Genomic DNA, 21,788 nt, shown 5'->3' with positions numbered 1-21,788 from the left:
TTCCCCTTACTCCGCAGAACATGATAGTTTGAGGAGATGGAGTGTTAACGAAAGCGGAGGAAGCCATGATGTTCAAGAAACACCCAAGAGGTGAGGTTTTTTACTTCTTAATAGATGCGAGTTTTAATACCATGTTATAAAGCTCGCCATTTCCTCATTGCCTCGAGCTAACTTTAAATGTAAGAGAGCTCGGCAATACTTGTTGGCGGTCTCGATCCGATGTAAATTACCATAACAAAAATCCCGCACTCCAATAGCAAGAGGCGGGAATTAGATGTCTATCACATTTATATTCAGCTCTTCATTCACGAATTTCATATCGTGGTCTCTTGAAACAAGGCATAAGTTTTCATTCACAGCTGAAGCAATAATAAGAGCATCGGGCGTTTTTAGTTTCCGTCCTTTCTCCCTTTGAGTCCTTCGTAATGATCCGGCTGTTTTAGCAATTTCTGATGAAACTTCAATGACCCGCCCATACCCAAATAACTTTGCTGCTCGCAAATGTTCGTCATCCTTTAGCCCTGACAGAACCTCACACTCTGTTATGACCGAGAAATACATCTTCATGCGGTCACGTGAAGCCTGTTGAATAAACTCGATCACACGAGATTCGTTACTCAATATTGCAATGGCTATGTTCGTATCCAACAAGTATCCCTTCATCGATCCCATTCCTCACGAGCACTATTCACATCACACATTAACTCATTTGCCCGTTCTTGAGACAGTGTTCCTGCAGCCTCCAACAGATCTTCAATACCCATTTCATCTTCTTGTATTTCAAGCGTTTCATTTTGAAGATCAATCAGGACCTTCTGGTTACTGACATTTAGCTTTTTAAAAATACTTTTTAACTGGATGACTGTCTCATGGTCCATTTTTTTGGCCATAACCACCATCACTCCCTACCCGTTCTTCATCTCAGTATACCATATCTAATACAATGCAAAAAGAAGCCTGAGCAAAGGCTTCTTTTTTATTTCCTTTGTAGACCAAGAAATAAATTTATAAATGCTGGCGAGGTCTTATTCGCCTTGGCAGACCAACTGAGCTTTAATAATAATGGAGATGGCTATGTATTACTTCAAGCCAAAACAGGATTGATGGAGCATTACATAGACCATTTTATCAGTATATCCTTAACCAATTAAGTAGGGTTATGAATACCCTTTAATATAGACGGCTTTCCAATGAGTCGCAAAGCGATGCTTAAATATATCCGGATTAATTTTCGGATCAACTATCCTTAAGGCTCCTGTTCTAGGGGCCTTTCCTCTTTCCTCCGCGCATTGTAACACATTAATAATTAATGTACTGAATACTTTAGATCGGAGAGATTTTTGGAGATGCTTGCTGCCTAAATATCCGGAGTTGATATATTAGATTAAAATTTAAAAAGTATTACATTAAAGTGTCAAAGTATAAAAGTATTAACGACAACCATCCATGTCCAGTTCCATAGACTGAACGTAGGGCAATCGGTTGAGTGTACATAACATAACCCTTTAAACCTTTTCTCTTACTCATATAACAGTCAATACTCTCGAAAAAGGTAAAGTTTAATTATATACATCGCTTCGTTATTCTGCCCATTCGTATTATGAGGTCACCGCTAACTCTTAACTACCTAACCAAGTAGCCACCACGCTCTACTGCCAGTTAGCTGAATAGGCTACCGACAACGGCAGCCTGTTCACATTGTGCTATCGTACCCGTTAGCTTAACGCCAGGATTTGTAAGTCCTCTTTTCCCATTAACCTATTTGATTGTAACTTTCGCCTAGGTTTTTAGCAAAATTATGCAATGTAATACCGCCGATAATTGCCACGAACACAATAATACTAACAAAAAGTAAAATTCGTTTTTTCATTCTATTATTAGCTCACCTCGTTTATGAATCCTGAATATGTAATAATTTAGACGCTATCTGCGATAAAAGGTTACGCTAACCTGCCAGTTAGCGTAACGAAGGGCTCCACGCGGCAGCCCTTTCGGTGTTCCAACTATCGTACCCGTTAGTTCAATGAACCCTGTCATTAGGTGCTTTGCGTTTCTGACTCAAGCCTTAAGCAATCTGTACACAAATAGAAATAGATGAATGATTCACCTATATGGAACGAAAATCCATCATGTATCAAACCATCGGAATTATAATCTTCGCTGCCGATGGTTGCTATGTACTGCATTTCCTTGCCGCAAGAGGAACACTGCTTTTGAATCTTATCAGTTGCGAACAAAGGCGGACCGAGTAAGCGGCATATGTATTCTGAACCAAATAAGGTAAAGGGTTCATCGTTGCCCGCATCATCTAATAGGATATCTATCTTTAATAGAGGTATCAGTTTTACGCTGTTCAAAGGGAGAGGACACGGTAATTTGTCATCATCTTCCATGATCCAATGCTCTGAATCAGTTTGTTCAATAACAGTTATAGCTTTAGCTACAGGTTCAAGCTGAAAAACCTGGGGTTTCCAATAACCCGAACAATTTAGACAGGTGACAAGAGGTAAGCTATTCAACGTAGCTTTGCGGTGTACATTTAGTCGAGGATCTGTAAGGTCAAAGCTAAAGATTAGGTGCATTGGAGTGAGACAATTCACACAAATAGGTGTTTTCCAACCTGTCCCCCCAAAACTGTGATTAAACTGCTCTTTTCCCTTAATAACGCGATATCCAGCAATCTCCATAATCTAATCCCCTTTAATCGGAGCAAAGAATCGTAGTGATAATAGTTTCATAATATCATGCTTAACTGCCGTTAGTTTTAAAAAAAATGAGCAGGCCACCGCAGCGCCTGCTCATCCATTATTATTCAACTATCGTTCCCGTTAGCGTAATGGAAGCGAACATCATTTCACCCCCATACCCTCGGTAATCAGTTGTGTTTTAGTATCCACAGGAGCTAAACTCCATATATTATCTTGGAGAAAAAATACATATTCATCTCCCTCCCGATTTTCAGCTAAAATAACAGCGTTATTACCAACCTGAGTTTCCTCTTTTACAAAGAAGGGTTGTTCATTGTTCATTGCTGATTCTCGGTAAACCCTTTCCATCCTATCCTTCCCAGTAGGACTTATGATGACTTCACCTTTTGAATTGTAGATATAATTTACATTGACAAAATTGTCCTTTGTCAATATCGGTACAATACCCCTGATATCCCTTTGCGAGTCAGTTATATCATATCCTAATTTCCAATAATCACTTAACTCCTCGACTTGATATTCTTCTAAGGGATACACACTTACAACCGCGTTTCCTGTAAGAGCATATTCCTCACCGATGTGTTGTTCAATTTGCAACACCGTGATTAGTTTTATTCCCAAATAAATAATTACAAGGGAAACTAACATCCAATCAATAAATAGCTTTCGTTTGATCGGAAGAAGGAAACTAACGATTCCGATTAAAATAGGAAACCAGACTGTGGGATCGCTAAGAAAAATAAGGTGCAGGGAGAATGCCTTTTGTGAAATTGGATAGAACATATGTACTCCATGCCCCAGATAATCAACAAAGATGTGACCTATCAGCACACTCCCCGTTACACTTATATATAAGGATAAATAGGTGCGGTTAAAAATAAACCTCTTGAGTAGGTAAGCTATTGGTATCATTATCAAAGACATTATAAGAATGGAATGTGACCACGGCGAAATATCACGAGGTCCAAAAAAATCTGGGAATATACCAAAAAATCCACCCATCGAAATAAAGGCGATTTTGTTATAGAAAGACATCTTTTGTCTTCCCGCCAGTACGGTGCAAATAACCCCCCCTACAAGAAAATGTGTAAGAATATGCATTGCTAACACGACCGAAATAAAAACACCCCATATCTTATTTGAATGTGTAGCCCCCTTAAAATCACCTATACTTTTCCATTTTTGTGCACTTTAATCTTTATGTCAATAGAGTTTATATGTCCTTTTAGTTCCACGCCATAATTTCTAACTATTGAGCTATCCTGTCAGTTACTTAAATAAACAAATGAGGAGTTGTGCAAGCGCATACACCTCAACTATCGTTTCCCACCATCCATGCCGTTCACGCGACACCACGGAAGTAATTGCGTTCTTCCATGGGAGCGTAATAAAGGTTTGTTGTTCTCTTTAATTAATAGTAATTAGCTTTGAGTATTTTTACGATTTCTACTGGCAGTTCTCTAAAAGCCAATTCTAGCCAAGAAATTACCGTTTCATCAAACTTACGCCATGATTTTAAGAATGGCAATACAGATCTGAAGATTTCCTCGTTATTAAAAGCTAATATACTTACTTCGTAATTCCTATCCCCCCATATAGCCCATTTCATGGAAGGGCTATACCAAACAACCGTAAATGAGTTGTTGGAAATTGAATCTGCTGGCCAATTCTCTGGTCCTAATTCAAGTGCATTCCAATACTCGTTACTTTCAATATTCTTCGGAAACTTAATCCAATTAAAGTAACCAAACTCTTTGAAGTAGTATTCCATTGGCTTAGGGTCTAAAACGGCGGTTACTATATATTCGTCCTTTGATACTGATGCCAAGTGTTGAAGTGTCCCCCAATCACTCATTGCATCATCAAATTGTTTAAATAGATAGTAACCAAATTCTTTACGAAAAACTTGATTTGGCAAATCACAATCTTGGTTACAGACTTTACTTAAAAGTTCCTTGTATTTATAGAAGTCTTCTATGTTTCTTATATGGAACATGCATTCTCACCCCATTTTACATGATACATATAATTCAGGATTACCATATTTATGAATCAGAATGAGCATCATTTAGTCTTTTTTTATTGAATTATTCTGCCCGTTAGCCATCCATGCCGCTCACACGACACCACAGATTATGGAAGTAATTGCGTTCTTCCATGGGAGTTTAATGAGCAAGGAGAAATTACAATCGTTCAGATCCTTCTTTTGTAATATTTATCCGTGGCTTAGCATTTCAGCAATGATGTAAAGCCTTTCGATAAGGGCGGGAAATTGCATTGCAATGTAAAGTAAACTCAGAGCAAGAATGAGCAAAGAAACGGAATTGATTATTTTTAAGATTTTTTCCATTTTAGATCTCCTGCTCTTATAATCAAATACACTTCATATAGTATATTGATTCCCTGATTCAACTATCCTGCCTGTTGCACAGGCGAGGCTGCCCTATATATGCAGGTAATCTCGTCTTGGTGAGTGTTAAGCTCCCGTTAGTTCAACAGACAATGTAAAATGATTGCTTGTTGAACAAATAGTAAATCTTTTTTAAATGCATAACCAACAAAATATTCAGAAGAGATCGCTTCTTCACTAATTTCCTCACCCCGAAAAAAAGGTGGACACGGGTTCAACATTGCTCTATTCTGAGTTAATTTCATTCTCTCTAAGGTTATTTGGTATTTGGCGATGTACTCTTCGTTTTGCAACTCTTTGGGTAATGAGTCCGTTAATACCACGTCGCTCTGCATAAGAATCTCGTCGAGATCAGTATGAAACTTATAAAAGTCTGAATCGTCCCCTAACTCATGACCCTTCGTGCAAACATGATTAAATTTTAAATTCATCACATTCGAAATGGCAGCCCATGAATTGCAAATATTCCCTGCTGGACCTACGAAAGTGTAAACGAGTTCCTGAAACTGCTCCCTTCTTTTACTTATAGAATACAAATCAGATAATATCTCACATGGATGATTAACGGCCGTCATCGCATTAATTACGGGAATAGCTGAGTGACTACATAATTCTTGTATTTTTGAAAAATCAGCGTGCCTAACAACGACTGCCTGTGCCCAGTTTTCGATGTATTTAACAGCATCACTCAACTGTTCCCTTCTATCTAAGGTCTCGGAAGGAAATAAAATGCATTCTCCTCCCAACTCTTTAATTCCTCTCTCAAAAGTGATTCTTGTTCTAATGCTTAATTCAGGAAAGAATAAAATAAATGCCTTTCCCATCAAGCAATTTTTGTGCATCCCCAATTTAATTTCGTCAGTTAAGTGAAAGATATTAAGTATTTGATCTGTTGACAATTCATTGATATCTAATAAATTCATCTAATCAGCCCCTCGCATAAATAATCTATATAAAGTATATTTATACAGTATACGTTCCGTCTAAAACTTTCAACTATTTAACTAATCTGCCCTTTAACTCAATGCCCAGTAGACATCTGTATAAAAAACATAATTTTGCGAATAAGCAAGAGGAGCTGCCGCAGCAGCTCCTTCGTCTAATATCTTTTATTCAGCTATCGTTACCCGTTAGCGTAATCACAAATATCAGCATATTTTAATGTTTAGATTTCCGTATTCGATATAGTCCAACAACTAGACAATACCTTTCATTTTGGTAGCCATAAGTATTGAATTATCGTACCGAGAAAGCTTGGATAGATTGAATTAAATTTAATTACCGTGTTGATTAAAATCTTTCAATAACCTAACTAAACTATCATGAGTGAATTTACCTTGTGTTTGAACTTCGTAATAATGCCCTTCCTTCTCACCACGAAGCAAATGATCCCCATAGTAACTCCACTGGATTCCGTTTAGTTCAAATGTTTCACTTGCTGTTGGTGGCTTGTAATTTGAATCAGGTGCGTGATTCTGTACCTTCTTCCCATCAATAGTAACTATTTCGCTCTTTATTTTAGGGCTAAAAGCAGAATTCGTTATTTTTTCTGCAATTTCTTTGGGATACTCATATACAAAAAGGAAGCCTTGAGTTTCGTTATAGTCCGCTTCCGGGATACTATAATATAAGGTTACTCCATTATCCGACCTGTAAGTAGCTAAATTTGACGTAACGCCATTCTGTTCGGTCTTTAACTCGTAAAGATAAGGTGCTATCGCTCTGATGTTTGTTAAAGCGATTGCCACTTCTTCCGGGTCGTTTTTCGCACCGATGATCTTATTTGTATCGGGCAGCTCTACTTTTTCTGAACGCAGGAGAACCACATATCCGTAAGGACCCTTATCTTCTTTACCAATTGAAACCCGAACCGCAATTGTCTCTTTGACATCTTTACCTTTAATGGAATAAATGACTCCTGGCGGAAATACGTTAGAGTCGCCGGATCGCTTAATTTGCCATTCCCCGATACGATTAATCTCAGCAATTTTGTCTCCGAGTTTTTCTTCACTAAGCATCTCACCCGTTGCCCGATAGTAATAACCATCTAATACAATGTAACCCTTAGTGCTTACGGCAAAATCTGTAACTTCTTTCGTCCTTTTTGCCACGAGTTCAGATATGGAACTAGCTGCTACGGGCAAAGTAAATGCTAACATCGCTACCAGTGCAGCAGCTATCCCCATACGCTTTGTTAATTTTTTCTTTGGTTTCATGGACTCGTAAGCTCCTTTTTCCGGAAGCGATGCAAGCGTATCATCAATTCTTGTACGAACAATTTCAGGTATTTCTGTAAAGTCGTTCTTTTTTATCATTCGTTTCAGTTCAAAATCGAAATTATTCTTCATAAGAAGTACCCCTTTCCTTATGATTCCCAAGTAATTTTGCGAGTCTTCCTCTAGCCCTGTTAAGCCGGGATTTCACCGTTCCTTCACGAATTTCCAACACCTCAGCTATTTCTTTGATTTTTAGGTCTTCGTAATAAAAAAGCGTGACGATCGTCCGATGATCATCCTCTAAGAAGTCCATCGCATTCTGTATTTCTAAAGATATGTAAGATGGCGTTTTAATGGGATACATCCATTCCTCGATAGGAACCACCTTTTGGTTCGAATGAATTATCCGTTTGCAGATATTGATCAAAATTCGAATCAACCACGTTTTAAAGAATTTAGGTTCCCTCAAAGAACCTATCGAACTAAAAGCTTTTAAAATCGTTTCTTGTATGGCATCCGCAGCCGAATCATCGGTCTTGAGAATCGATTTTGCCACGCGGTACATCGTTGTTTCCGATTCATGAATCAAACGGACAAATGCTTCCTTGTTTCCTTGTTGAGCAAATTGGACCAATTCTTCTTTCTGCAATTAATACCCTCCTTTCGTTTCATTGATTAGATAAAAATCAAAAACAAAAGGTTCCCTTTGATAGTTAATCTTTTTTAATTCAGGTATCTTTTTGTCCAATCCTAACAAAGTTTCTCCCTATTTACTAAGGTGAAATATGCCAATCCCTAGCAAATAAAAAAAAGGATCAATCTAACTGCGCTGCAGCCGGCGATCCCTTTTTATATAACGTTACTGCCTGTTAGCGTGGAAAACGGCAGCCGATCGTGAAGTGACCCCTTAAAGTTAGACGAATATTTTTATGCAACCTGTTGGGCATGAGCTCGGTACTGTACCGGGCTCATGCCTTTTAATTTTGACTTGATGCGTTTGTGATTGTAGTAATCAATGTATCGTTCTAGTTCTTGCTTAAAGTGATCTGCACTTTCAAACTCATTAAGATAAAGAAACTCCGACTTCATAATGCCAAAGAAGTTTTCCATTACCGCGTTATCGTAACAATTTCCTTTGCGCGACATGCTTTGGGTAATTCCTTGTTTCTTCAAAGCATGTTGATACTGCTTCATCTGATAGTGCCAGCCTTGATCCGAATGCAGGAGGAGTTCATCCTCGTCAGATAAGCGTTTAAAGGCCTTATTTAGCATCTCGGAGACTAAGGAATAGGTAGGGCGAGTCCCTATTGTGTAGGTGATAATCTCGCCGTTAAACAAGTCCAGAACAGGTGATACATACAGCTTTTCACCAAACAACTTAAATTCCGTAATATCGGTAACCCACTTCTCATTTGGCCTATCTGATTGAAAATTACGATCCAGTACGTTAGGCGCAATTTTACCTACTGTTCCTTTATGGGAACGATATTTCTTCATGCGTACCACAGATTTCAAACCTAATTCCTTCATGATACGCTGCACTTTTTTATGATTAACTCGGTGGCCCCGATTAACTAGTTCATCACGAATACGACGATAGCCATAACGTCCTTGATGTTCCTCATATATGGATTGAATAAGGAGTTTCAGTTCTTCGTCTGGGTCTGGCTTCCCAAACTGTTTTACACAGTAATAAAAGGTGCTACGTGGGACTTCAGCGAGCTTTAGCAATTCAATCACCGGGAATTCGAGCCTTAATTCATAGACTACTTGCGCTTTGTCTTGTTTGGTGATTTTTCCTTGTTTTGAACTAAGGCATTCAACTTTTTTAAGTAGGCGTTTTCCATACGCAAACGTTCTAATTCAGCTTGTAGAGCTTCAACTGAGCCCTCGGCAGGTTCTTGCTTCTTCGTCATTTTTTTGCGTTTATCTGTCATGAGTGAACGCCCCTTTTTCTTTGATTTTAGGGCGTTCATTCCATGTTCATTGAATTGACTGCGCCATTTTCTAATGATCCCAGGAGAGGAGATATTGAAAATGACAGCAGCTTCATTTGGAGACGTCCCGTTCTCGTTCATATAGTTGAGTACGTCTGGTTTAAATGGGATGGTGTGAGCTGTATAGCTCTTTTTAAAAGCTTTTATGCCGTGATATTCGTATTGCCTAATCCACATACGTAAAACTTCATGATTTATCCCTAATGATTTCGCAATGGTTTTGACTCCTTCAGCACCATTCTGATACCTATGGATGGCCTCCAATTTCTCATCTAAACTGAATTTAGGCAAAAAAACTGCACCTCCTTTGTTAGTCGTGTCTAACAAATGGGGTGCAGTTCATCGTTCTGACCGGCTGCCGTCATGTCTTTATTGAGCTATCGTACCCGTTAGCTTAATCATTCATTGTGTTATCAATCTACTTAGTTCTTGCTTAGCAACTTCTTCAACCCAAGCAACAAGTTTGGACAATCATTAATTCTGTATATTGTATATTCTGGATAACCATCAAGGGGTGTAATGTGCTCAAAACAATGGTCATGAGCAAGCATTATTATTGATGAGTTATTCTTATGGTATAGTGTCATATTGCCGTTAGCCTCAAAGGCGAAGGCTATGTAATCGTTAGGATTGATTAGCTTTCGAACTCTTCATCATTACTTACATCTGCGACGTACGGCGGGTTTTTTTATTTTATTCAATCCTGCCGATACTCGAGAATATCTCCAGGCTGGCAATCGAGTGCTTTGCAGATCGCTTCGAGTGTTGAGATTCGAATGGCTTTCGCTTTTCCGTTTTTAAGTATCGACAGGTTCGCCATTGTAATGCCGACTTTCTCCGATAGCTCAGTAACGCTCATTTTCCGCTTTGCAAGCATGACGTCAATGTTAACCACTATCATACGGTCAACTCCTGTTCTTCTTTGATCTCGATCGCGTTTTTGAGCAGTTTCTCAAGAACTGCGGCAAATACTGCGATTACGACTGGCGCACAGGTTATAAATAGCCCGATGACCATGACGCCTGGTGCGTCTGCGCCGTCAGCTACAAAGTAGAAAAGCGGGAGATTACATGCAAACATGAGTGATACGACAACCGCCGCTCGCTTTATTTTCTTAAGCGCTAAAACAGAGGTTTGCGAAAAAGCGGTATTTGTATCGATGTACCTGAGAAGCTTAAATGCCTGAAGTAGCGTAAATGAATACGCAATAGACGCCACATACGCAGCCAAAGCGGAAAGATAAACTTTAATATCCGGGAAATCCGGCATCATACTATGCGCCATCGCTGGGAGTCCATAAAAACACATCACTAATGCAGGAATTGCCATAACAACCAGAACAACTTTTAAAAAGAGCGTCTCTTTTTTCATCTATTTCACCTCATTTTTGATTTTATCACTTAATTTATCGTTTTACAATAAAAATGTATTGATTCATTTGTTTGAGCCCAACAAGTTATTTATAAAGAAGAAGCCATACGGCTTATTTGTTCCTCCTTCAAATTTGATCCGAGATATGGACATATTTATGAACCCACTAATTGAAGTTATTCGCGAAAATGATTAAACTATCCTGTGCCCGTTACTTTAATAAAACAAGGAGCAGCTGGCAAACTGCTCCTTGTTCGTTCAGCTATTGTACCCGTTAGTTCAATGATTCTTATGATTTCCACTAGTCATAATACCCTTTTCTAAAAACGATTACTGCTTCTACAAATGCTCCAGGCTCTTCATCCTCATCATAATCAGGTGCATAAAGTCCAATACCAAGCTTATATGATGTAACTCCTATACTGTCTTCATGTTCTAACTCATTATCAAATTGCTCCAACCACTTCTTTGCTTCTATAAAAGGAATCCCATTTAAAGTTCTTCCATTGAATATAGCCTTTGTTGGCTGAGAAAACTCAATAGCTTCGCAAAATCCATTTTCATCTGTATAGTAAGTAAAAACATCCGAATTAACAAAAAAGTCAGTATATGCCCCCCGAATATCATGCTTTTCATCTGGCTTCTCTGGCATTACGCTCCTGACTTGTCCTTTAGTCATTCCCAACGAAATAGGACCAGCATTTTCATATGGTTTTATATGAAAATCCATTAGACTACCCCCTATTAACTACTCTCACTCTCATTAATATACACCATTTACTACGCAATTCTGCCCGTTTAATGCGGAAAAGCTGCCCGATCAATATCGGCGGCCTCATGTGTTTGTGCCGAACTATCGTACCCGTTAGCTTAACGGCAAATTATTTATGTTCATTCACATTTGTAAGTTTCCGCAACAAAACTATAATCTAAATCATCTTTATGAATAAATACCGAAATTTTTGAACGATAACCCGTTTCTGAATATGCAATATCAACTTCAACAAGGTCGAAATGTACCTTGGACGCTTGACTCGCATCAATTCCACCAGTTAAAAAATGCAGACCGTCACCGAAAGATTTAAAAATCAAAATCTTATCTTTTAAGTACTCAGTATCAATGTTCACCAATTCCCCATTAACTAAAGCTTTAATAGTTAAATCTTTAGGAATACACTCAATATGATGGATTCCTTTATAACAATTTAATGAATACATATACGAATGTGTTTCTTTTGGAGTTATATTAACTCCATATTTAAAAGCAAACGTTTTATAAACCATTTCATAAAATAATGGAATAATTATATCGTCCCACGCATCATAAGCATGGGCATAAATCGGTATCAAATGTGGATACAGACTATAAATTGCACTGTTGAAGTTTAATATTATTGCTGTATCTGAAATTTCGTTCAACCCATCATCAATTTCATGGTCATAGGTCTTTAATACCCTCCTGTCAATCATACCTCCACTCCTTACCATTTATTTAACTCTCCCGTTACTTCAATGAAAAAAGCAGACTGTCGCTGCAATCTGCTTCATTCCACTATCGTACCAGTTAGTTGAATTCCCTGGGTTAACTCATCCGATATTGTCTGAATCGATTTCTCTATCTAATGTGCTTTCCCACCATACCGAATCGTCGCCATTTACAAGCTGTAGAATAAGTTTGCGGAAAGGATAAGGTTGTAAAATGTGCTTATCGAGCTCGTTTACAGATACCCAATAAAATTCAATATGAGACTCACGAGAGGCCGGGGATTTGGATGCGTCCAGTTCGAATATGTTTACTCTGAAAACTTGATTGATTTCACAATGTAGCCCCTTGTTTTTTCCCATTTATGTTCAACCACTCCTAAAAAGATTTCTACATTGCAAGACAACCCTATCTCTTCTTCAATTTCGCGTTTTAGAGCTTCTGGCGCACTTTCACCAAATTCAATATGGCCACCTGGCAAAAAGGTATTAATATGTCCAATTGCATGCGCCAATAGAACCTTGTCGCTACTGATAATAATGCCCCTTGCCAAATGATGAATATTAGACACCATTGCTTCTACCCCCGAAAATTAGTTGGCCTTACAGAAAACCTAATATTAACACATATTGGAATTAACCTGCCCGATAGCGGAGAAGGCCATCGATCACGCTTGTCGACAGCCTTCTCTTGATGTTTGTTGAGCTCTCGTATCCGTCAAAAATTTTAGACTACCTTGTTACAGAGACCATATTACCGTTCTTATCCATCCCTCTAAAAATAAATGCGGTCGAGTCCTGGGGGCTTAATTCTTGATAGGACGCCACATAACCATTAATTACAGGTAATTCAATACATACGGTTGAATTGCTCTTGATAACGTCCAAATCATCCGCTACAACATCATCAATGCTGTCGTTACTAATGATGATGCTTTTGATCTCAGGGTTGACTGTCTCGACGGCAAAAATTGTTTCGTATCTCTTCTTGGCATTCAAGTGAGCGGACCATGTTCGTTTGATCGTATTCGGCTCACTCGCACTAGGAAGTATTTGGGAGACGTTGGATACACGATATAGAAATCCCCATTTCGTGGTAACCAGCTTAACATAATCCATATGCTTGGTTTTCCATATGACTATTTTTTTCGTCCCGAACGCTTGGTGGTACACGCCTTCCCCGTCTACGTGCGGATACGAATCTTCCAACGCTTTGCTTTCACTGAGGGCATATCCGCTTTTATGTCCAATATAAAGCATGAGGAGACATACGCACACAAAGTAGAGAAGTAATCTTGACTGTTTTCGTTTCATCTTGACTCCTTTTCGCGTCCAATACTCAAGCAAAGTAAATAAATACCTAGTTACAGTTTAAGTCCATTGCAAATAATCCCATAAATTAAAAACGTGTATAATAATCAGAAGTTGCGCATAACTGCCCGTAATGGAGGGCTACTACATGGCAGCCCTTTCGGTGTTCAACTATCGTACCCGTTAGTTCAATAATATTTAGTCAAAATCTATATCAGATAAATCAATTTCCTCGAATAGCTCTTTTTCTACATAGTAATTGGGATCGTTTACGATCACATCCCTCACATGACGTTCAACGATTGATATTTCTTCTGTAGTAACGTCGTATCTGGCAAACAACATGTTAATGGACTTAAAAAAATACGTTATAAATGCTTGTCTCTCATCATCGTTTCTGACTATTTCTTCATACGGAGCCATAATCCCCAAGTAAGGATTTTATTACGGGTATCCCGGCTAGGGCCTTTTACTTCGACTATTTTTGTCTGAGAATTAGTCGATACCATAAGTGACATTTTATTCCCCTTAAGCTTCTCAAAGATATTGTGGGGTACCATTATTTTGTCATTGAGTATCTCACTGATGTAACCCTGCACCTTATAAGATATCGAAAAATAACAACCGGGTTCAGAATATAGCTGGATTATTGAGAGGGTCATTGATTCACTTCTACCTTCCTTAATCTTTCCTGATTACTACATATTCTTCCCAAGATGAACATTACCTTTTTCAAATTAATAGAAGACATCTTCCCGTTACTTTAACGAACAACAGCAGCCGATCGTATGGCCGGCTGCCGTGATGTCGTGGTTGAACTATCGTACCCGTTAGCGTAATGCGTTCGTGTCATCGAAGATGGGTGCAAGTTCTTGTCACTTAACGGTAATGGGATTAAGTTCTTAACATCGATCAATGACATGAACTTGATCATATAACTCAAAATGCCGTGCAGCGCGTGAATCCTAATATTTATATGTTCTTGTCTCCCGACATCAATTTGCGCGCTTGCCTGGCATATATTTCATACTCCTATTCATTTTGAATAGCATTTCATATCTTTACAGCCATATGTAATGTTGGTTTTGTCATCACGGTTAGTTAAAGAACGCTCAAAGTCAGCTGGAGCCATTGTGTTCAGATCTTCTACAAATGCAACTGCTGCAGCTTTGCTATCTTTTTGTCTAGGATTGCCACCAATCGCGAATCCAGAGGGTCCCTGATAAGCCGTGAACAGCCATTTGTGATTTGCATGATCACTAGCTTCAAATAGGTACGTGAATGCATTATCATCTTGAATCGTTTCATGTAGGGGAGCACCAAAAAGCGTAATCAATTTACCGCGATAGGTAGCTATCTCATCAGCATCTGTACTTACATTCATTATTTGGGAGGTCCCAATCAGACTTTTAGAATCTTTGATAATGGTATATTTTAAATCAGCATACTCTTTGGCTTTAGCAGCACTGCCATCATCAATGGCCATTAATCGCCAATTAAATATGATCTTTATAAATTCCTGTGATTCTGGATTGACATAATAACTAGCTTCTATAAATTGATCATTCTTCCTTTTGATCGACATTAATAAATTTTCTTTCCCTCCATAACCCATATATTTACCCTCATATTGAATAGTAAGAGACGGATCAAGACACCAAAGCTTACAATCCTGACGGACGGTTTGCAGAGAAGAGTTGATCTCTTGCTGATTTACCTCTTCACTGCCATTCTTAAATACGATAACTAGCGTCACTATCAGTGTGACCAGCAGTATTATTAATACAACCCTTATACGAGTACTATAATAGTTCATTTTAGTCCCTTTCCTATTTAAATCATTCTATTCCTACCTTCTTGATTTTACTGAAAATAACAAATAAAAAAACCGTTTTTTCAATGGTTTTTATAACTGACTATTCATACATTATCCAATATTTCAAACGACGCTTTTGCGTTGTTCAACATCAATTCGGGTGGACTTAATAGACTGCGAGATATTTTCCGTATTGAGTCGTTAGTCAGTCTTCAAGATCGTTTTACCTTGATTGACGACTTCAAAGCGACCATAGATATCAAGGAAATGTGCTGGATCCGTGACAATCGGATAGAGAATCTGATGAATTAACAACTGTCCTCGATTGAATCATTAAGCTGCACTAGCCGCTAGCCCTGACCTGAAATTAAGTTCGGGCTAGCGGCTATTTTGTTGAATTAACGTACCCGTTAGCTTAACAAAGTCCTATAGAATTACTTCGAATTACTGGTTAAGTCATTCTTTATTACCTTATAGAACATGGATACGTTATCTTCATTTCCATTAATTATTCTTTTATTTACTTTAGCAGGAGGATATATCTCATTTCCTTCAAATGTTAATGCAATTGCATTATCAAATTGTTTACTCATACTCCACTCTCCACCAATATTTCTTTTAATGACTTCTCCTAAGTACCCTCCCCATAACTTACTCATTTGAATAATTTGCTCTTCTGATGGTCCTTTTGTAAAAAATCTCTTTAAACCTTTAGGTATCCCTTGGTGATACTGTTCTAATATTTGGTCAAGATTTTGAAGGCTTTCTTCAGAAAAATCTAATTTAATGCCTAATTTGTCAGCTAATTCGAGTGCATCTTCCGAGTATGCTTTCATCATGTCGTCAATTGTATACTGCGTCATATAAATGTCTCTCCTTATTGTTGTTTAAACTATTACTTAACTCAAATTTCTTATAAATTATTCGTGGAAAGATGTAACTATCCTGCCAGTTAGTTCAATGGAAAAGGGAGCAGCTGCCGCGGCGTGATCTGCTCCCTTGTCATTCAATTATCGTATTCGTTAGCGTAGAAGGCGAATCGCTATCCTAATAACTTAGCCTCTGCAAGTTCTCGGATGTAGTCCGTTCCCCAAGCACCTAACGTTGTGTATATTTCCCACTCGCTTTGAGTGATTGGTCTTATTTCGATTAATCCCTTCATCAGCATACATATCCCAGGCTGGTATCCTGTCTGAGAACGGAAGAAATCAGGCTCAATTAAATCTGATTCCAACTGACGAAAGCCTATAATCATTTCTCCTAGTCCAGTTTCGTGAATTGCACGAATGTGCACTACTCCTTGAGCTACGGTCTGTCTTCCTGCAATATCCTCCGCCATTGGTGGTGAATCGCCCAACCAATTCATTAGTCCTGCAAGGAATGTTTTTGTTGGACTTGCCATATACGATTTCGTTACCTGTATCACTCTGCCACAAGCAAATTGCCCATTTTTCAAGGGAATAGCCCAAAATTGCCCTGGAACAAGAGATACATTTGTCTTCGGTCTAAAAGGATACTTAATATTCATGCCGCCGACCTCACTGAAAGTAATATAAGCACATTATAACCACCTGTCGAATTGCGTTAAACTGCCCTTCAATAGATGAAAAGGAGTTGCTGGAAAGCAAACTCCTCCGCTAGTCTAATAAAAGATACATTATGGCTTATTTTTATCCTTAATTTCACGAAGAGTTTCTTTAATTTCTTCCATCTTCTTTATCATCGAATATTGATTACTAATTATCCCTGCTAAACCAATTACCATAATAATCACAACAAGAAACCCCATTTTGAACCTCCAGCATTCAAATTCTCATTTAATCCATAGTAACATATTTCAACTATCCTGCCCGTTAGCGTAACGAAGAACTACCACGCGGCAGTCCTTTCGGTGTTCAACTATCGTTCTCCGTTAACGTAATAAGTCATCTCACCTGGCCATGCCAATAAATTTCATCCTTCACTTCACTATAAACAAAGAAGCAGCTGTCTTCACTTGCTTAGTGACTAAAAAAAACCCCTTCTAACGAAAAGTATTATATAAAACCAGAATGGTAACAGCACGTTGCTAGGAGGAGAAATTTATGACTATCCAACTCGCTGAATGTATTAATCACTCAGCTCAAAATAATCCCAATATAATTTCTATTATGGCCGAAATGATCGCAACTATGGAGAATGACGCCAAACTCAAAAAAGAAATTCTTTTTACAGTTGATGAAATCAGTATGGAGATTTCCAGAAAAGATAAACTCTGTTATGACGTAGTGAATGCTACTCGTAATAACGGTGACTATTACAAAGCTAAGATGCTATGGAAACAATTTAGAAATGAAGTAGAGCATGCCCTTGGAGAATTGTATAAGCGAATTCAATGGACAAGATACCCTGACGAGTGGAGTGAGACATATGAGCTCCTAAAGCGTCGAGCAGCTTTACATGATGATGAGGTGGAAAGATTAGAGCGGCAAGAGTTATTGAGCGTCTAGTCAGTTCTATAAATTGGAACAGTCAAATAACGCACCTCTTATCACACTCATACAATACCACATATTGGAACTATCCTGCCCAATAGTCCAATGAAAAACAGCTGCCGATTGATTGCCGGCAGCTGTCTTATTGTTGTGCTAATGTTACCCGTTAGTTTAATAAAGAAGCTCACCTACCGAGTAAAAACAGACTCTCACCTCGATATAATTGGTATTGTTCAAATACTGAGGAATCGGCAAACAAATCAAAATAATATTGATTTTGAAATTCGATTGTTAAGTCACCTGTTTCATAATGATGAATGTTTATAATACTCTTGTTATGCAGATAAACTTTCAAGATAGATAAAAAATCTGTTTCTTTACGTTCAGTAATACCGACCACAATATCGGTTTTATTCCTCAATCTCCAGGAACACTCTACATTTAAACTTCCATCTTCCAATATGATGTTTAACAAATCGCGTCCAATTGAAATTATATCTAATACTTTCTGTCCTATAAAATCAGTGAAATCTATATCACTCAATTTGTCTGCAAAACTCATTAATCTCACCTCAAAAATCGTCATTGTTTTCAATGATTCTACGAAAGTTATTTGATTCCTTTATTCCGCTATTCTGCCAGTTAGCGTAACGAAGGGCTGCCGCGAGGCAGTCCTTCTTTGTGCTATCGTACCCGTTAGTTCAACGCTAAAGTATTTATTTTGTGGTTTTTCAGCGTCAGGGCCCAGTCCCGACGCTCCCAACATACCAGAATGGCCCTGCTTTTTTAAGGTAAAATACGCCAATCTCGTTACCAGTTACGCGGTCGGTATAGCCTCGTACATCATACAGATGTCCGTAGTCTTTATCCTCAAAATCTGTCTTTGTCACGTCTGCCGTGAAGCATTGGATTGGATGCAGATGAAGGAAAATATACCGACGAATCGATATTTCCGGTGATAAAAACGAAACTACCCATAGCACAGCTAAAGCACAGGTTAATGCCTTCCATCTATTTTTCAGCAGCCATGTCAATCAAAGCACCTCCTCCCTACACACATCAATAAACGACCTTATATCCTGGAAGGTTGCGCCCCCTTAGCTTAATGAAAATAGAGCAGCTGATATGGTCCTTTGTAGTGTTCAACTATCGTACCCGTTAGCTTAATCAGCCAAATGCTGCGAAGCGTGAATATGGTGTTATGCCAAGGCACCCATCGAGCTTATTTCCAAAATTCATACCATTTTTTATTCCTTTTGCGTATATCTTTTAACAATAATTGCCTTGCTTGTTGCCATTGCTCTAAGCCTCTTTCAGGTCTATTGTTAAAATCAATTATCTCTTCGTCCATCGCTTTCCAGCCAGTAGTGCTACAAATTATTTTAATTGCATTTAGTGACCTGTTATCTCCCCGAACATGTAACATAATTGAAGTTAAATTAAATTCCTCGGGTATATTAAACTCTATTGAGTATCCCTCTTTTTCCAATAATCCCCACGATGCATCTGAAAAATCAGCATCAGGAAATAGCTTCATCAGTTTCTTTATGATTTCATCTCTATTACCTAGTTCGTCAATTTCGGATTCATCTATTTCTTCAATTTTCGTTACTTTATCTGGTAACTTCATAATTGTTACGTCCCAGCTCATGTGAACATCCTTTCATATAAGTGTAACTAAAATAAAAGTTTCGTCATTCCTGAAGTGATTCGCGAAATCATTAAAACTATCCTGCCCGTTACTTCAACGAAAAACAGCCGATCATCTAGTCGGCTGCTTTTCGTGTTATTCAGCTATCGTACCCGTTAGTTTAAGGACAATTACCTCTTCTTTTTCTTATAAAATTGAATGGCATATATTATAGTAAATGAAATTATGAGCCAAAGGAGAGCTCCTATAAAACTGAACGTAGAACCGTTCTTATGGAAAGTTACAATGCTCAGAATATCAGTGTTCATAAGATAGTCAAAAAAATAAAGTACCAAAAATGTTCCCATAAAAACTAAAATCGTTAGCCTCTTATCATTCATCGAACTTTTACCCCCAAAATGAATATAACATCTCCATATGTGCTCTCCTACGTTAACCAGCCAGTTAGCTCAATAATAAAAGAGGAGCGGCCACCACAGTGCGCACTCCTCCAGTATCGTTGCCCGTTAGCCATCCATGCTGCTCACGCGACACCACAGATTATGGAAGTAATTGCGTTCTTCCATGGGAGTTCAATGCCAATCCCATTCCGAGTAATGGTGATTATTAGGCCCTGTTAGAGCCTCGCGAACGTGATGTAATCGACTTGGACAGGCTCTGCCGATTCGATCCGAAGTGCCCGGTTGATCTGTCCCCGGTGATATTGCCCATGTAAGAGGACCTGCGACAGGATGTCCCGGACGGATGTTCGGAACGGAACCCCGCTCTGGTTCGCATAGTCGATCATCTCGTCCAACTCGGATTCCTCGAGCCCTTCGATATAGACGCGATATTGCTCGGCGTTTTCTTCGAACATCGTCCGGATCGCCGTCAGGTCTTCCGCTTCCTCCCACAACGAATATTGCGCGCTGCCCTTGCCCTGCAATCGGGACAGCCAGACTCGTTCCGCGACCGCGACGTGCCGAACCAGCTTCAGAAGGTCCTTGTTCTTTGTCTCACTCTCCTCAAGCGCGTCCAAGATGCGTCCGTCCGCCCAGTACAGGTGGTCCATCATGCACTTGATCGTCTTCATTTCGGTTTCCCCCTCTTCGTCTCATCGATTACTTGAACCTACTGTTATCCGTTAGTTTAATCATTTGAATGAACTAAAACAACCTTTTTTGGATGAATTCCTTGTTGCTGTAACACTTCCAAGGAGAAGCGTGCATTTTCAAAGGTATTAGTTGCTTTATCTTCTTTAAGTAATGATTCTGAAGGTACTCCTAACGCTACCCCGACATTTTTAAGAAACTCCCATTCGGTTGTTTCTACATGAGGGGTCGTACCACCAGAAGGTAGGAATAAATTGAGCGATACCGTTATGGTACAATGTTGCGGCTCTTTCCATAATTGAGGATGACTTGCTCCTGGAATTAATATAATGTCATTTAGTTAAATTATCCTGTCCGTTAGCTCAACAGGCTGCCGAGAGAATCATCAGCAGCCTACGTTGTGAAACATTATGGAGCTATCGTACCCGTTAGCGTAATGCCATTATGGTTCTTATGTAGATTTATTAATAGTTGATTAGATTTTGTATAACTATCGCTTCCCAACGCCTGAACATGAATGTGGTCATGAAGTCTCTGATTGCGAAACTTCCATGTTACAGCCACTAATGAGTTCTCTTGCTGATGCTTTTTGCATCAGCTTTTGTTTTTTGGTATACATCCTTGATCAACTACTATTCCATCATTACTAATAGTGACTCTGGCATCCAATTTATATCTGCTTGTATAATAACTACAAATAGTCTTGGTAGTAGTATTTCCAGATGAATCAACATACTTTATATAAATATTTACTTCAATTGCGTCGATATCTGGTTTTATTGTTACTTTGTCCCCGGGTTTAATTGTTTTTTTATAGATATCTTTTGGTATGATTCCTAAGTCGGACGCTTCTACCCCAGTTTCAAGTGAAACAATATCATAATCAGACTGATTATCTATCATCACAGAATAGTCACTATTAATGCCTGACTTTACTGGATTAACAATAATTAATCCACAAATTATAAGTAATAAAAAAACAAAAGGTACAATAACCCTAGCTAATTTCATTCGACGTCTCCTTTATCAATATAATTGATTTTTTTGACATCTTGAATCGCCCCTTATATTTCTCATATAAGAGATGCATCTACAACCTTCTTAATTATATAAAATATCAGGTTTTATTATCCATTCCTCCCTAAACTATCCTGCCCGTTAGTTCAACCGATCATATGGATTAATTCATCATTTTCTTCGCTTGAGATGAGTTCCACACGATCCGGAGTTACTTTATATTTCCAAACACTTTTCGCTTCGA

27 protein-coding genes are annotated in these 21,788 nt (G+C 38.6%); 1 reads left to right on the top strand and 26 read right to left on the bottom strand.

The features are described 5' to 3' along the window. Positions 1–270: 270 nt before the first annotated feature. The 20 genes from AC0YNZ_RS21490 to AC0YNZ_RS21395 all read right to left on the bottom strand — a co-directional run bounded on the left by AC0YNZ_RS21490 (position 271) and on the right by AC0YNZ_RS21395 (position 17,100). Entirely contained in the window at positions 271–663 is a 393-nt protein-coding gene (locus AC0YNZ_RS21490; RefSeq protein WP_475828550.1) for a type II toxin-antitoxin system VapC family toxin, read from the bottom strand. Next, complete coding sequence (locus tag AC0YNZ_RS21485) at positions 660–890, bottom strand: hypothetical protein (RefSeq protein ID WP_475828549.1); 231 nt, start codon at positions 888–890, stop codon at positions 660–662. Before AC0YNZ_RS21485 ends, AC0YNZ_RS21490 begins: the two co-directional genes overlap by 4 nt. A gap of 1,146 nt (positions 891–2,036) precedes the next feature. Then, positions 2,037–2,687 (bottom strand): rRNA methylase, encoded by a 651-nt coding sequence (locus AC0YNZ_RS21480; RefSeq protein ID WP_475828548.1) that lies wholly within the window; start codon positions 2,685–2,687, stop codon positions 2,037–2,039. Positions 2,688–2,849: 162 nt separating this feature from the next. Then, positions 2,850–3,743 carry a metal-dependent hydrolase gene (locus tag AC0YNZ_RS21475; protein ID WP_475828547.1) on the bottom strand — a complete coding sequence of 298 codons (894 nt, stop codon included), beginning with the start codon at positions 3,741–3,743 and terminating at the stop codon, positions 2,850–2,852. Positions 3,744–4,119: 376 nt separating this feature from the next. Further along, on the bottom strand, positions 4,120–4,704 hold the full coding sequence (locus tag AC0YNZ_RS21470; RefSeq protein WP_475828546.1) for a hypothetical protein: 585 nt from the start codon (positions 4,702–4,704) through the stop codon (positions 4,120–4,122). 219 nt (positions 4,705–4,923) lie between these two features. Continuing rightward, entirely contained in the window at positions 4,924–5,058 is a 135-nt protein-coding gene (locus AC0YNZ_RS21465) for a hypothetical protein (protein ID WP_475828545.1), read from the bottom strand. 137 nt (positions 5,059–5,195) lie between these two features. Then, a complete protein-coding gene (locus AC0YNZ_RS21460) occupies positions 5,196–6,041 on the bottom strand; it encodes an ornithine carbamoyltransferase (RefSeq protein ID WP_475828544.1) in 846 nt (281 codons plus the stop codon). 351 nt (positions 6,042–6,392) lie between these two features. Next, positions 6,393–7,466: a hypothetical protein gene (locus AC0YNZ_RS21455; RefSeq protein ID WP_475828543.1), complete on the bottom strand. Its 1,074-nt coding sequence runs from the start codon at positions 7,464–7,466 to the stop codon at positions 6,393–6,395. Then, positions 7,456–7,983 carry a sigma-70 family RNA polymerase sigma factor gene (locus tag AC0YNZ_RS21450; RefSeq protein WP_475828542.1) on the bottom strand — a complete coding sequence of 176 codons (528 nt, stop codon included), beginning with the start codon at positions 7,981–7,983 and terminating at the stop codon, positions 7,456–7,458. The genes AC0YNZ_RS21455 and AC0YNZ_RS21450 overlap by 11 nt, the downstream gene beginning before the upstream one ends. Positions 7,984–8,261: 278 nt before the next feature. Then, a protein-coding gene (locus tag AC0YNZ_RS21445) for an IS3 family transposase (protein WP_475828541.1) occupies positions 8,262–9,622 on the bottom strand; the annotation gives its coding sequence in 2 pieces (ribosomal slippage) (positions 8,262–9,166 and positions 9,166–9,622; 1,362 coding nt in all). 406 nt (positions 9,623–10,028) lie between these two features. After that, positions 10,029–10,232, bottom strand: a complete 204-nt coding sequence (locus tag AC0YNZ_RS21440; protein ID WP_113035934.1) for a helix-turn-helix domain-containing protein — start codon at positions 10,230–10,232, stop codon at positions 10,029–10,031. Then, positions 10,229–10,702 (bottom strand): DUF2975 domain-containing protein, encoded by a 474-nt coding sequence (locus tag AC0YNZ_RS21435; protein ID WP_475828540.1) that lies wholly within the window; start codon positions 10,700–10,702, stop codon positions 10,229–10,231. Before AC0YNZ_RS21435 ends, AC0YNZ_RS21440 begins: the two co-directional genes overlap by 4 nt. 301 nt (positions 10,703–11,003) lie before the next feature. Continuing rightward, on the bottom strand, positions 11,004–11,432 hold the full coding sequence (locus tag AC0YNZ_RS21430; protein WP_475828539.1) for a hypothetical protein: 429 nt from the start codon (positions 11,430–11,432) through the stop codon (positions 11,004–11,006). 161 nt (positions 11,433–11,593) lie between these two features. Continuing rightward, positions 11,594–12,190 carry a hypothetical protein gene (locus AC0YNZ_RS21425; protein ID WP_475828538.1) on the bottom strand — a complete coding sequence of 199 codons (597 nt, stop codon included), beginning with the start codon at positions 12,188–12,190 and terminating at the stop codon, positions 11,594–11,596. Positions 12,191–12,495: 305 nt separating this feature from the next. Next, on the bottom strand, positions 12,496–12,759 hold the full coding sequence (locus AC0YNZ_RS21420; protein WP_475828537.1) for an NUDIX domain-containing protein: 264 nt from the start codon (positions 12,757–12,759) through the stop codon (positions 12,496–12,498). A gap of 157 nt (positions 12,760–12,916) precedes the next feature. Next, positions 12,917–13,498, bottom strand: a complete 582-nt coding sequence (locus tag AC0YNZ_RS21415; protein WP_475828536.1) for a hypothetical protein — start codon at positions 13,496–13,498, stop codon at positions 12,917–12,919. 1,033 nt (positions 13,499–14,531) lie between these two features. Then, positions 14,532–15,311, bottom strand: a complete 780-nt coding sequence (locus tag AC0YNZ_RS21410) for a hypothetical protein (RefSeq protein ID WP_475828535.1) — start codon at positions 15,309–15,311, stop codon at positions 14,532–14,534. 434 nt (positions 15,312–15,745) lie between these two features. Then, positions 15,746–16,174: a hypothetical protein gene (locus tag AC0YNZ_RS21405; protein WP_475828534.1), complete on the bottom strand. Its 429-nt coding sequence runs from the start codon at positions 16,172–16,174 to the stop codon at positions 15,746–15,748. Positions 16,175–16,353: 179 nt separating this feature from the next. Further along, positions 16,354–16,839, bottom strand: coding sequence for an Imm26 family immunity protein (locus AC0YNZ_RS21400; protein ID WP_475828533.1), 486 nt, complete (start codon positions 16,837–16,839; stop codon positions 16,354–16,356). A gap of 129 nt (positions 16,840–16,968) precedes the next feature. Then, on the bottom strand, positions 16,969–17,100 hold the full coding sequence (locus AC0YNZ_RS21395) for a hypothetical protein (RefSeq protein WP_475828532.1): 132 nt from the start codon (positions 17,098–17,100) through the stop codon (positions 16,969–16,971). Between the two features lie 295 nt (positions 17,101–17,395). Between AC0YNZ_RS21395 and AC0YNZ_RS21390 the strand changes: the two genes are divergently transcribed. Further along, positions 17,396–17,800 (top strand): hypothetical protein, encoded by a 405-nt coding sequence (locus AC0YNZ_RS21390; protein ID WP_475828531.1) that lies wholly within the window; start codon positions 17,396–17,398, stop codon positions 17,798–17,800. 169 nt (positions 17,801–17,969) lie between these two features. On the opposite strand, the gene AC0YNZ_RS21385 is transcribed toward AC0YNZ_RS21390, so the two are convergent. The 6 genes from AC0YNZ_RS21385 to AC0YNZ_RS21360 form a co-directional block, all read right to left on the bottom strand. Next, complete coding sequence (locus tag AC0YNZ_RS21385; RefSeq protein WP_475828530.1) at positions 17,970–18,347, bottom strand: hypothetical protein; 378 nt, start codon at positions 18,345–18,347, stop codon at positions 17,970–17,972. Between the two features lie 175 nt (positions 18,348–18,522). Then, on the bottom strand, positions 18,523–18,819 hold the full coding sequence (locus AC0YNZ_RS21380) for a hypothetical protein (protein WP_475828529.1): 297 nt from the start codon (positions 18,817–18,819) through the stop codon (positions 18,523–18,525). 188 nt (positions 18,820–19,007) lie between these two features. Beyond that, the gene (locus AC0YNZ_RS21375) at positions 19,008–19,436 is read right to left on the bottom strand and encodes a hypothetical protein (protein WP_475828528.1); all 429 of its coding nucleotides are present in this window, start codon (positions 19,434–19,436) and stop codon (positions 19,008–19,010) included. 616 nt (positions 19,437–20,052) lie between these two features. Continuing rightward, positions 20,053–20,508 (bottom strand): DinB family protein, encoded by a 456-nt coding sequence (locus tag AC0YNZ_RS21370; protein ID WP_218230387.1) that lies wholly within the window; start codon positions 20,506–20,508, stop codon positions 20,053–20,055. 56 nt (positions 20,509–20,564) lie between these two features. After that, the gene (locus AC0YNZ_RS21365; protein WP_475828623.1) at positions 20,565–20,798 is read right to left on the bottom strand and encodes a YdcF family protein; all 234 of its coding nucleotides are present in this window, start codon (positions 20,796–20,798) and stop codon (positions 20,565–20,567) included. A 323-nt stretch (positions 20,799–21,121) separates the two neighbouring features. Further along, the gene (locus AC0YNZ_RS21360) at positions 21,122–21,538 is read right to left on the bottom strand and encodes a hypothetical protein (protein WP_475828527.1); all 417 of its coding nucleotides are present in this window, start codon (positions 21,536–21,538) and stop codon (positions 21,122–21,124) included. Positions 21,539–21,788: the final 250 nt, after the last annotated feature.

Source organism: Paenibacillus sp. J2L1-98, assembly GCF_056269405.1.
This window is presented reverse-complemented; position numbering and strand designations above follow the sequence as displayed.

Excerpts from the sequence above, each read along its gene's own strand:
- AC0YNZ_RS21440 (WP_113035934.1), bottom strand. The coding sequence starts at position 10,232 with ATGATAGTGGTTAACATTGACGTCATGCTTGCAAAGCGGAAAATGAGC.
- AC0YNZ_RS21400 (WP_475828533.1), bottom strand. The coding sequence starts at position 16,839 with ATGAATATTAAGTATCCTTTTAGACCGAAGACAAATGTATCTCTTGTT.
- AC0YNZ_RS21420 (WP_475828537.1), bottom strand. The coding sequence starts at position 12,759 with ATGGTGTCTAATATTCATCATTTGGCAAGGGGCATTATTATCAGTAGC.
- AC0YNZ_RS21415 (WP_475828536.1), bottom strand. The coding sequence starts at position 13,498 with ATGAAACGAAAACAGTCAAGATTACTTCTCTACTTTGTGTGCGTATGT.
- AC0YNZ_RS21375 (WP_475828528.1), bottom strand. The coding sequence starts at position 19,436 with ATGAGCTGGGACGTAACAATTATGAAGTTACCAGATAAAGTAACGAAA.
- AC0YNZ_RS21395 (WP_475828532.1), bottom strand. The coding sequence starts at position 17,100 with ATGGGGTTTCTTGTTGTGATTATTATGGTAATTGGTTTAGCAGGGATA.
- AC0YNZ_RS21410 (WP_475828535.1), bottom strand. The coding sequence starts at position 15,311 with ATGAACTATTATAGTACTCGTATAAGGGTTGTATTAATAATACTGCTG.
- AC0YNZ_RS21470 (WP_475828546.1), bottom strand. The coding sequence starts at position 4,704 with ATGTTCCATATAAGAAACATAGAAGACTTCTATAAATACAAGGAACTT.
- AC0YNZ_RS21480 (WP_475828548.1), bottom strand. The coding sequence starts at position 2,687 with ATGGAGATTGCTGGATATCGCGTTATTAAGGGAAAAGAGCAGTTTAAT.
- AC0YNZ_RS21360 (WP_475828527.1), bottom strand. The coding sequence starts at position 21,538 with ATGAAATTAGCTAGGGTTATTGTACCTTTTGTTTTTTTATTACTTATA.
- AC0YNZ_RS21405 (WP_475828534.1), bottom strand. The coding sequence starts at position 16,174 with ATGACGCAGTATACAATTGACGACATGATGAAAGCATACTCGGAAGAT.
- AC0YNZ_RS21485 (WP_475828549.1), bottom strand. The coding sequence starts at position 890 with ATGGCCAAAAAAATGGACCATGAGACAGTCATCCAGTTAAAAAGTATT.
- AC0YNZ_RS21475 (WP_475828547.1), bottom strand. The coding sequence starts at position 3,743 with ATGTCTTTCTATAACAAAATCGCCTTTATTTCGATGGGTGGATTTTTT.
- AC0YNZ_RS21460 (WP_475828544.1), bottom strand. The coding sequence starts at position 6,041 with ATGAATTTATTAGATATCAATGAATTGTCAACAGATCAAATACTTAAT.
- AC0YNZ_RS21385 (WP_475828530.1), bottom strand. The coding sequence starts at position 18,347 with ATGAGTTTTGCAGACAAATTGAGTGATATAGATTTCACTGATTTTATA.
- AC0YNZ_RS21465 (WP_475828545.1), bottom strand. The coding sequence starts at position 5,058 with ATGGAAAAAATCTTAAAAATAATCAATTCCGTTTCTTTGCTCATTCTT.
- AC0YNZ_RS21490 (WP_475828550.1), bottom strand. The coding sequence starts at position 663 with ATGAAGGGATACTTGTTGGATACGAACATAGCCATTGCAATATTGAGT.
- AC0YNZ_RS21435 (WP_475828540.1), bottom strand. The coding sequence starts at position 10,702 with ATGAAAAAAGAGACGCTCTTTTTAAAAGTTGTTCTGGTTGTTATGGCA.
- AC0YNZ_RS21430 (WP_475828539.1), bottom strand. The coding sequence starts at position 11,432 with ATGGATTTTCATATAAAACCATATGAAAATGCTGGTCCTATTTCGTTG.
- AC0YNZ_RS21425 (WP_475828538.1), bottom strand. The coding sequence starts at position 12,190 with ATGGTAAGGAGTGGAGGTATGATTGACAGGAGGGTATTAAAGACCTAT.
- AC0YNZ_RS21390 (WP_475828531.1), top strand. The coding sequence starts at position 17,396 with ATGACTATCCAACTCGCTGAATGTATTAATCACTCAGCTCAAAATAAT.
- AC0YNZ_RS21370 (WP_218230387.1), bottom strand. The coding sequence starts at position 20,508 with ATGAAGACGATCAAGTGCATGATGGACCACCTGTACTGGGCGGACGGA.
- AC0YNZ_RS21455 (WP_475828543.1), bottom strand. The coding sequence starts at position 7,466 with ATGAAGAATAATTTCGATTTTGAACTGAAACGAATGATAAAAAAGAAC.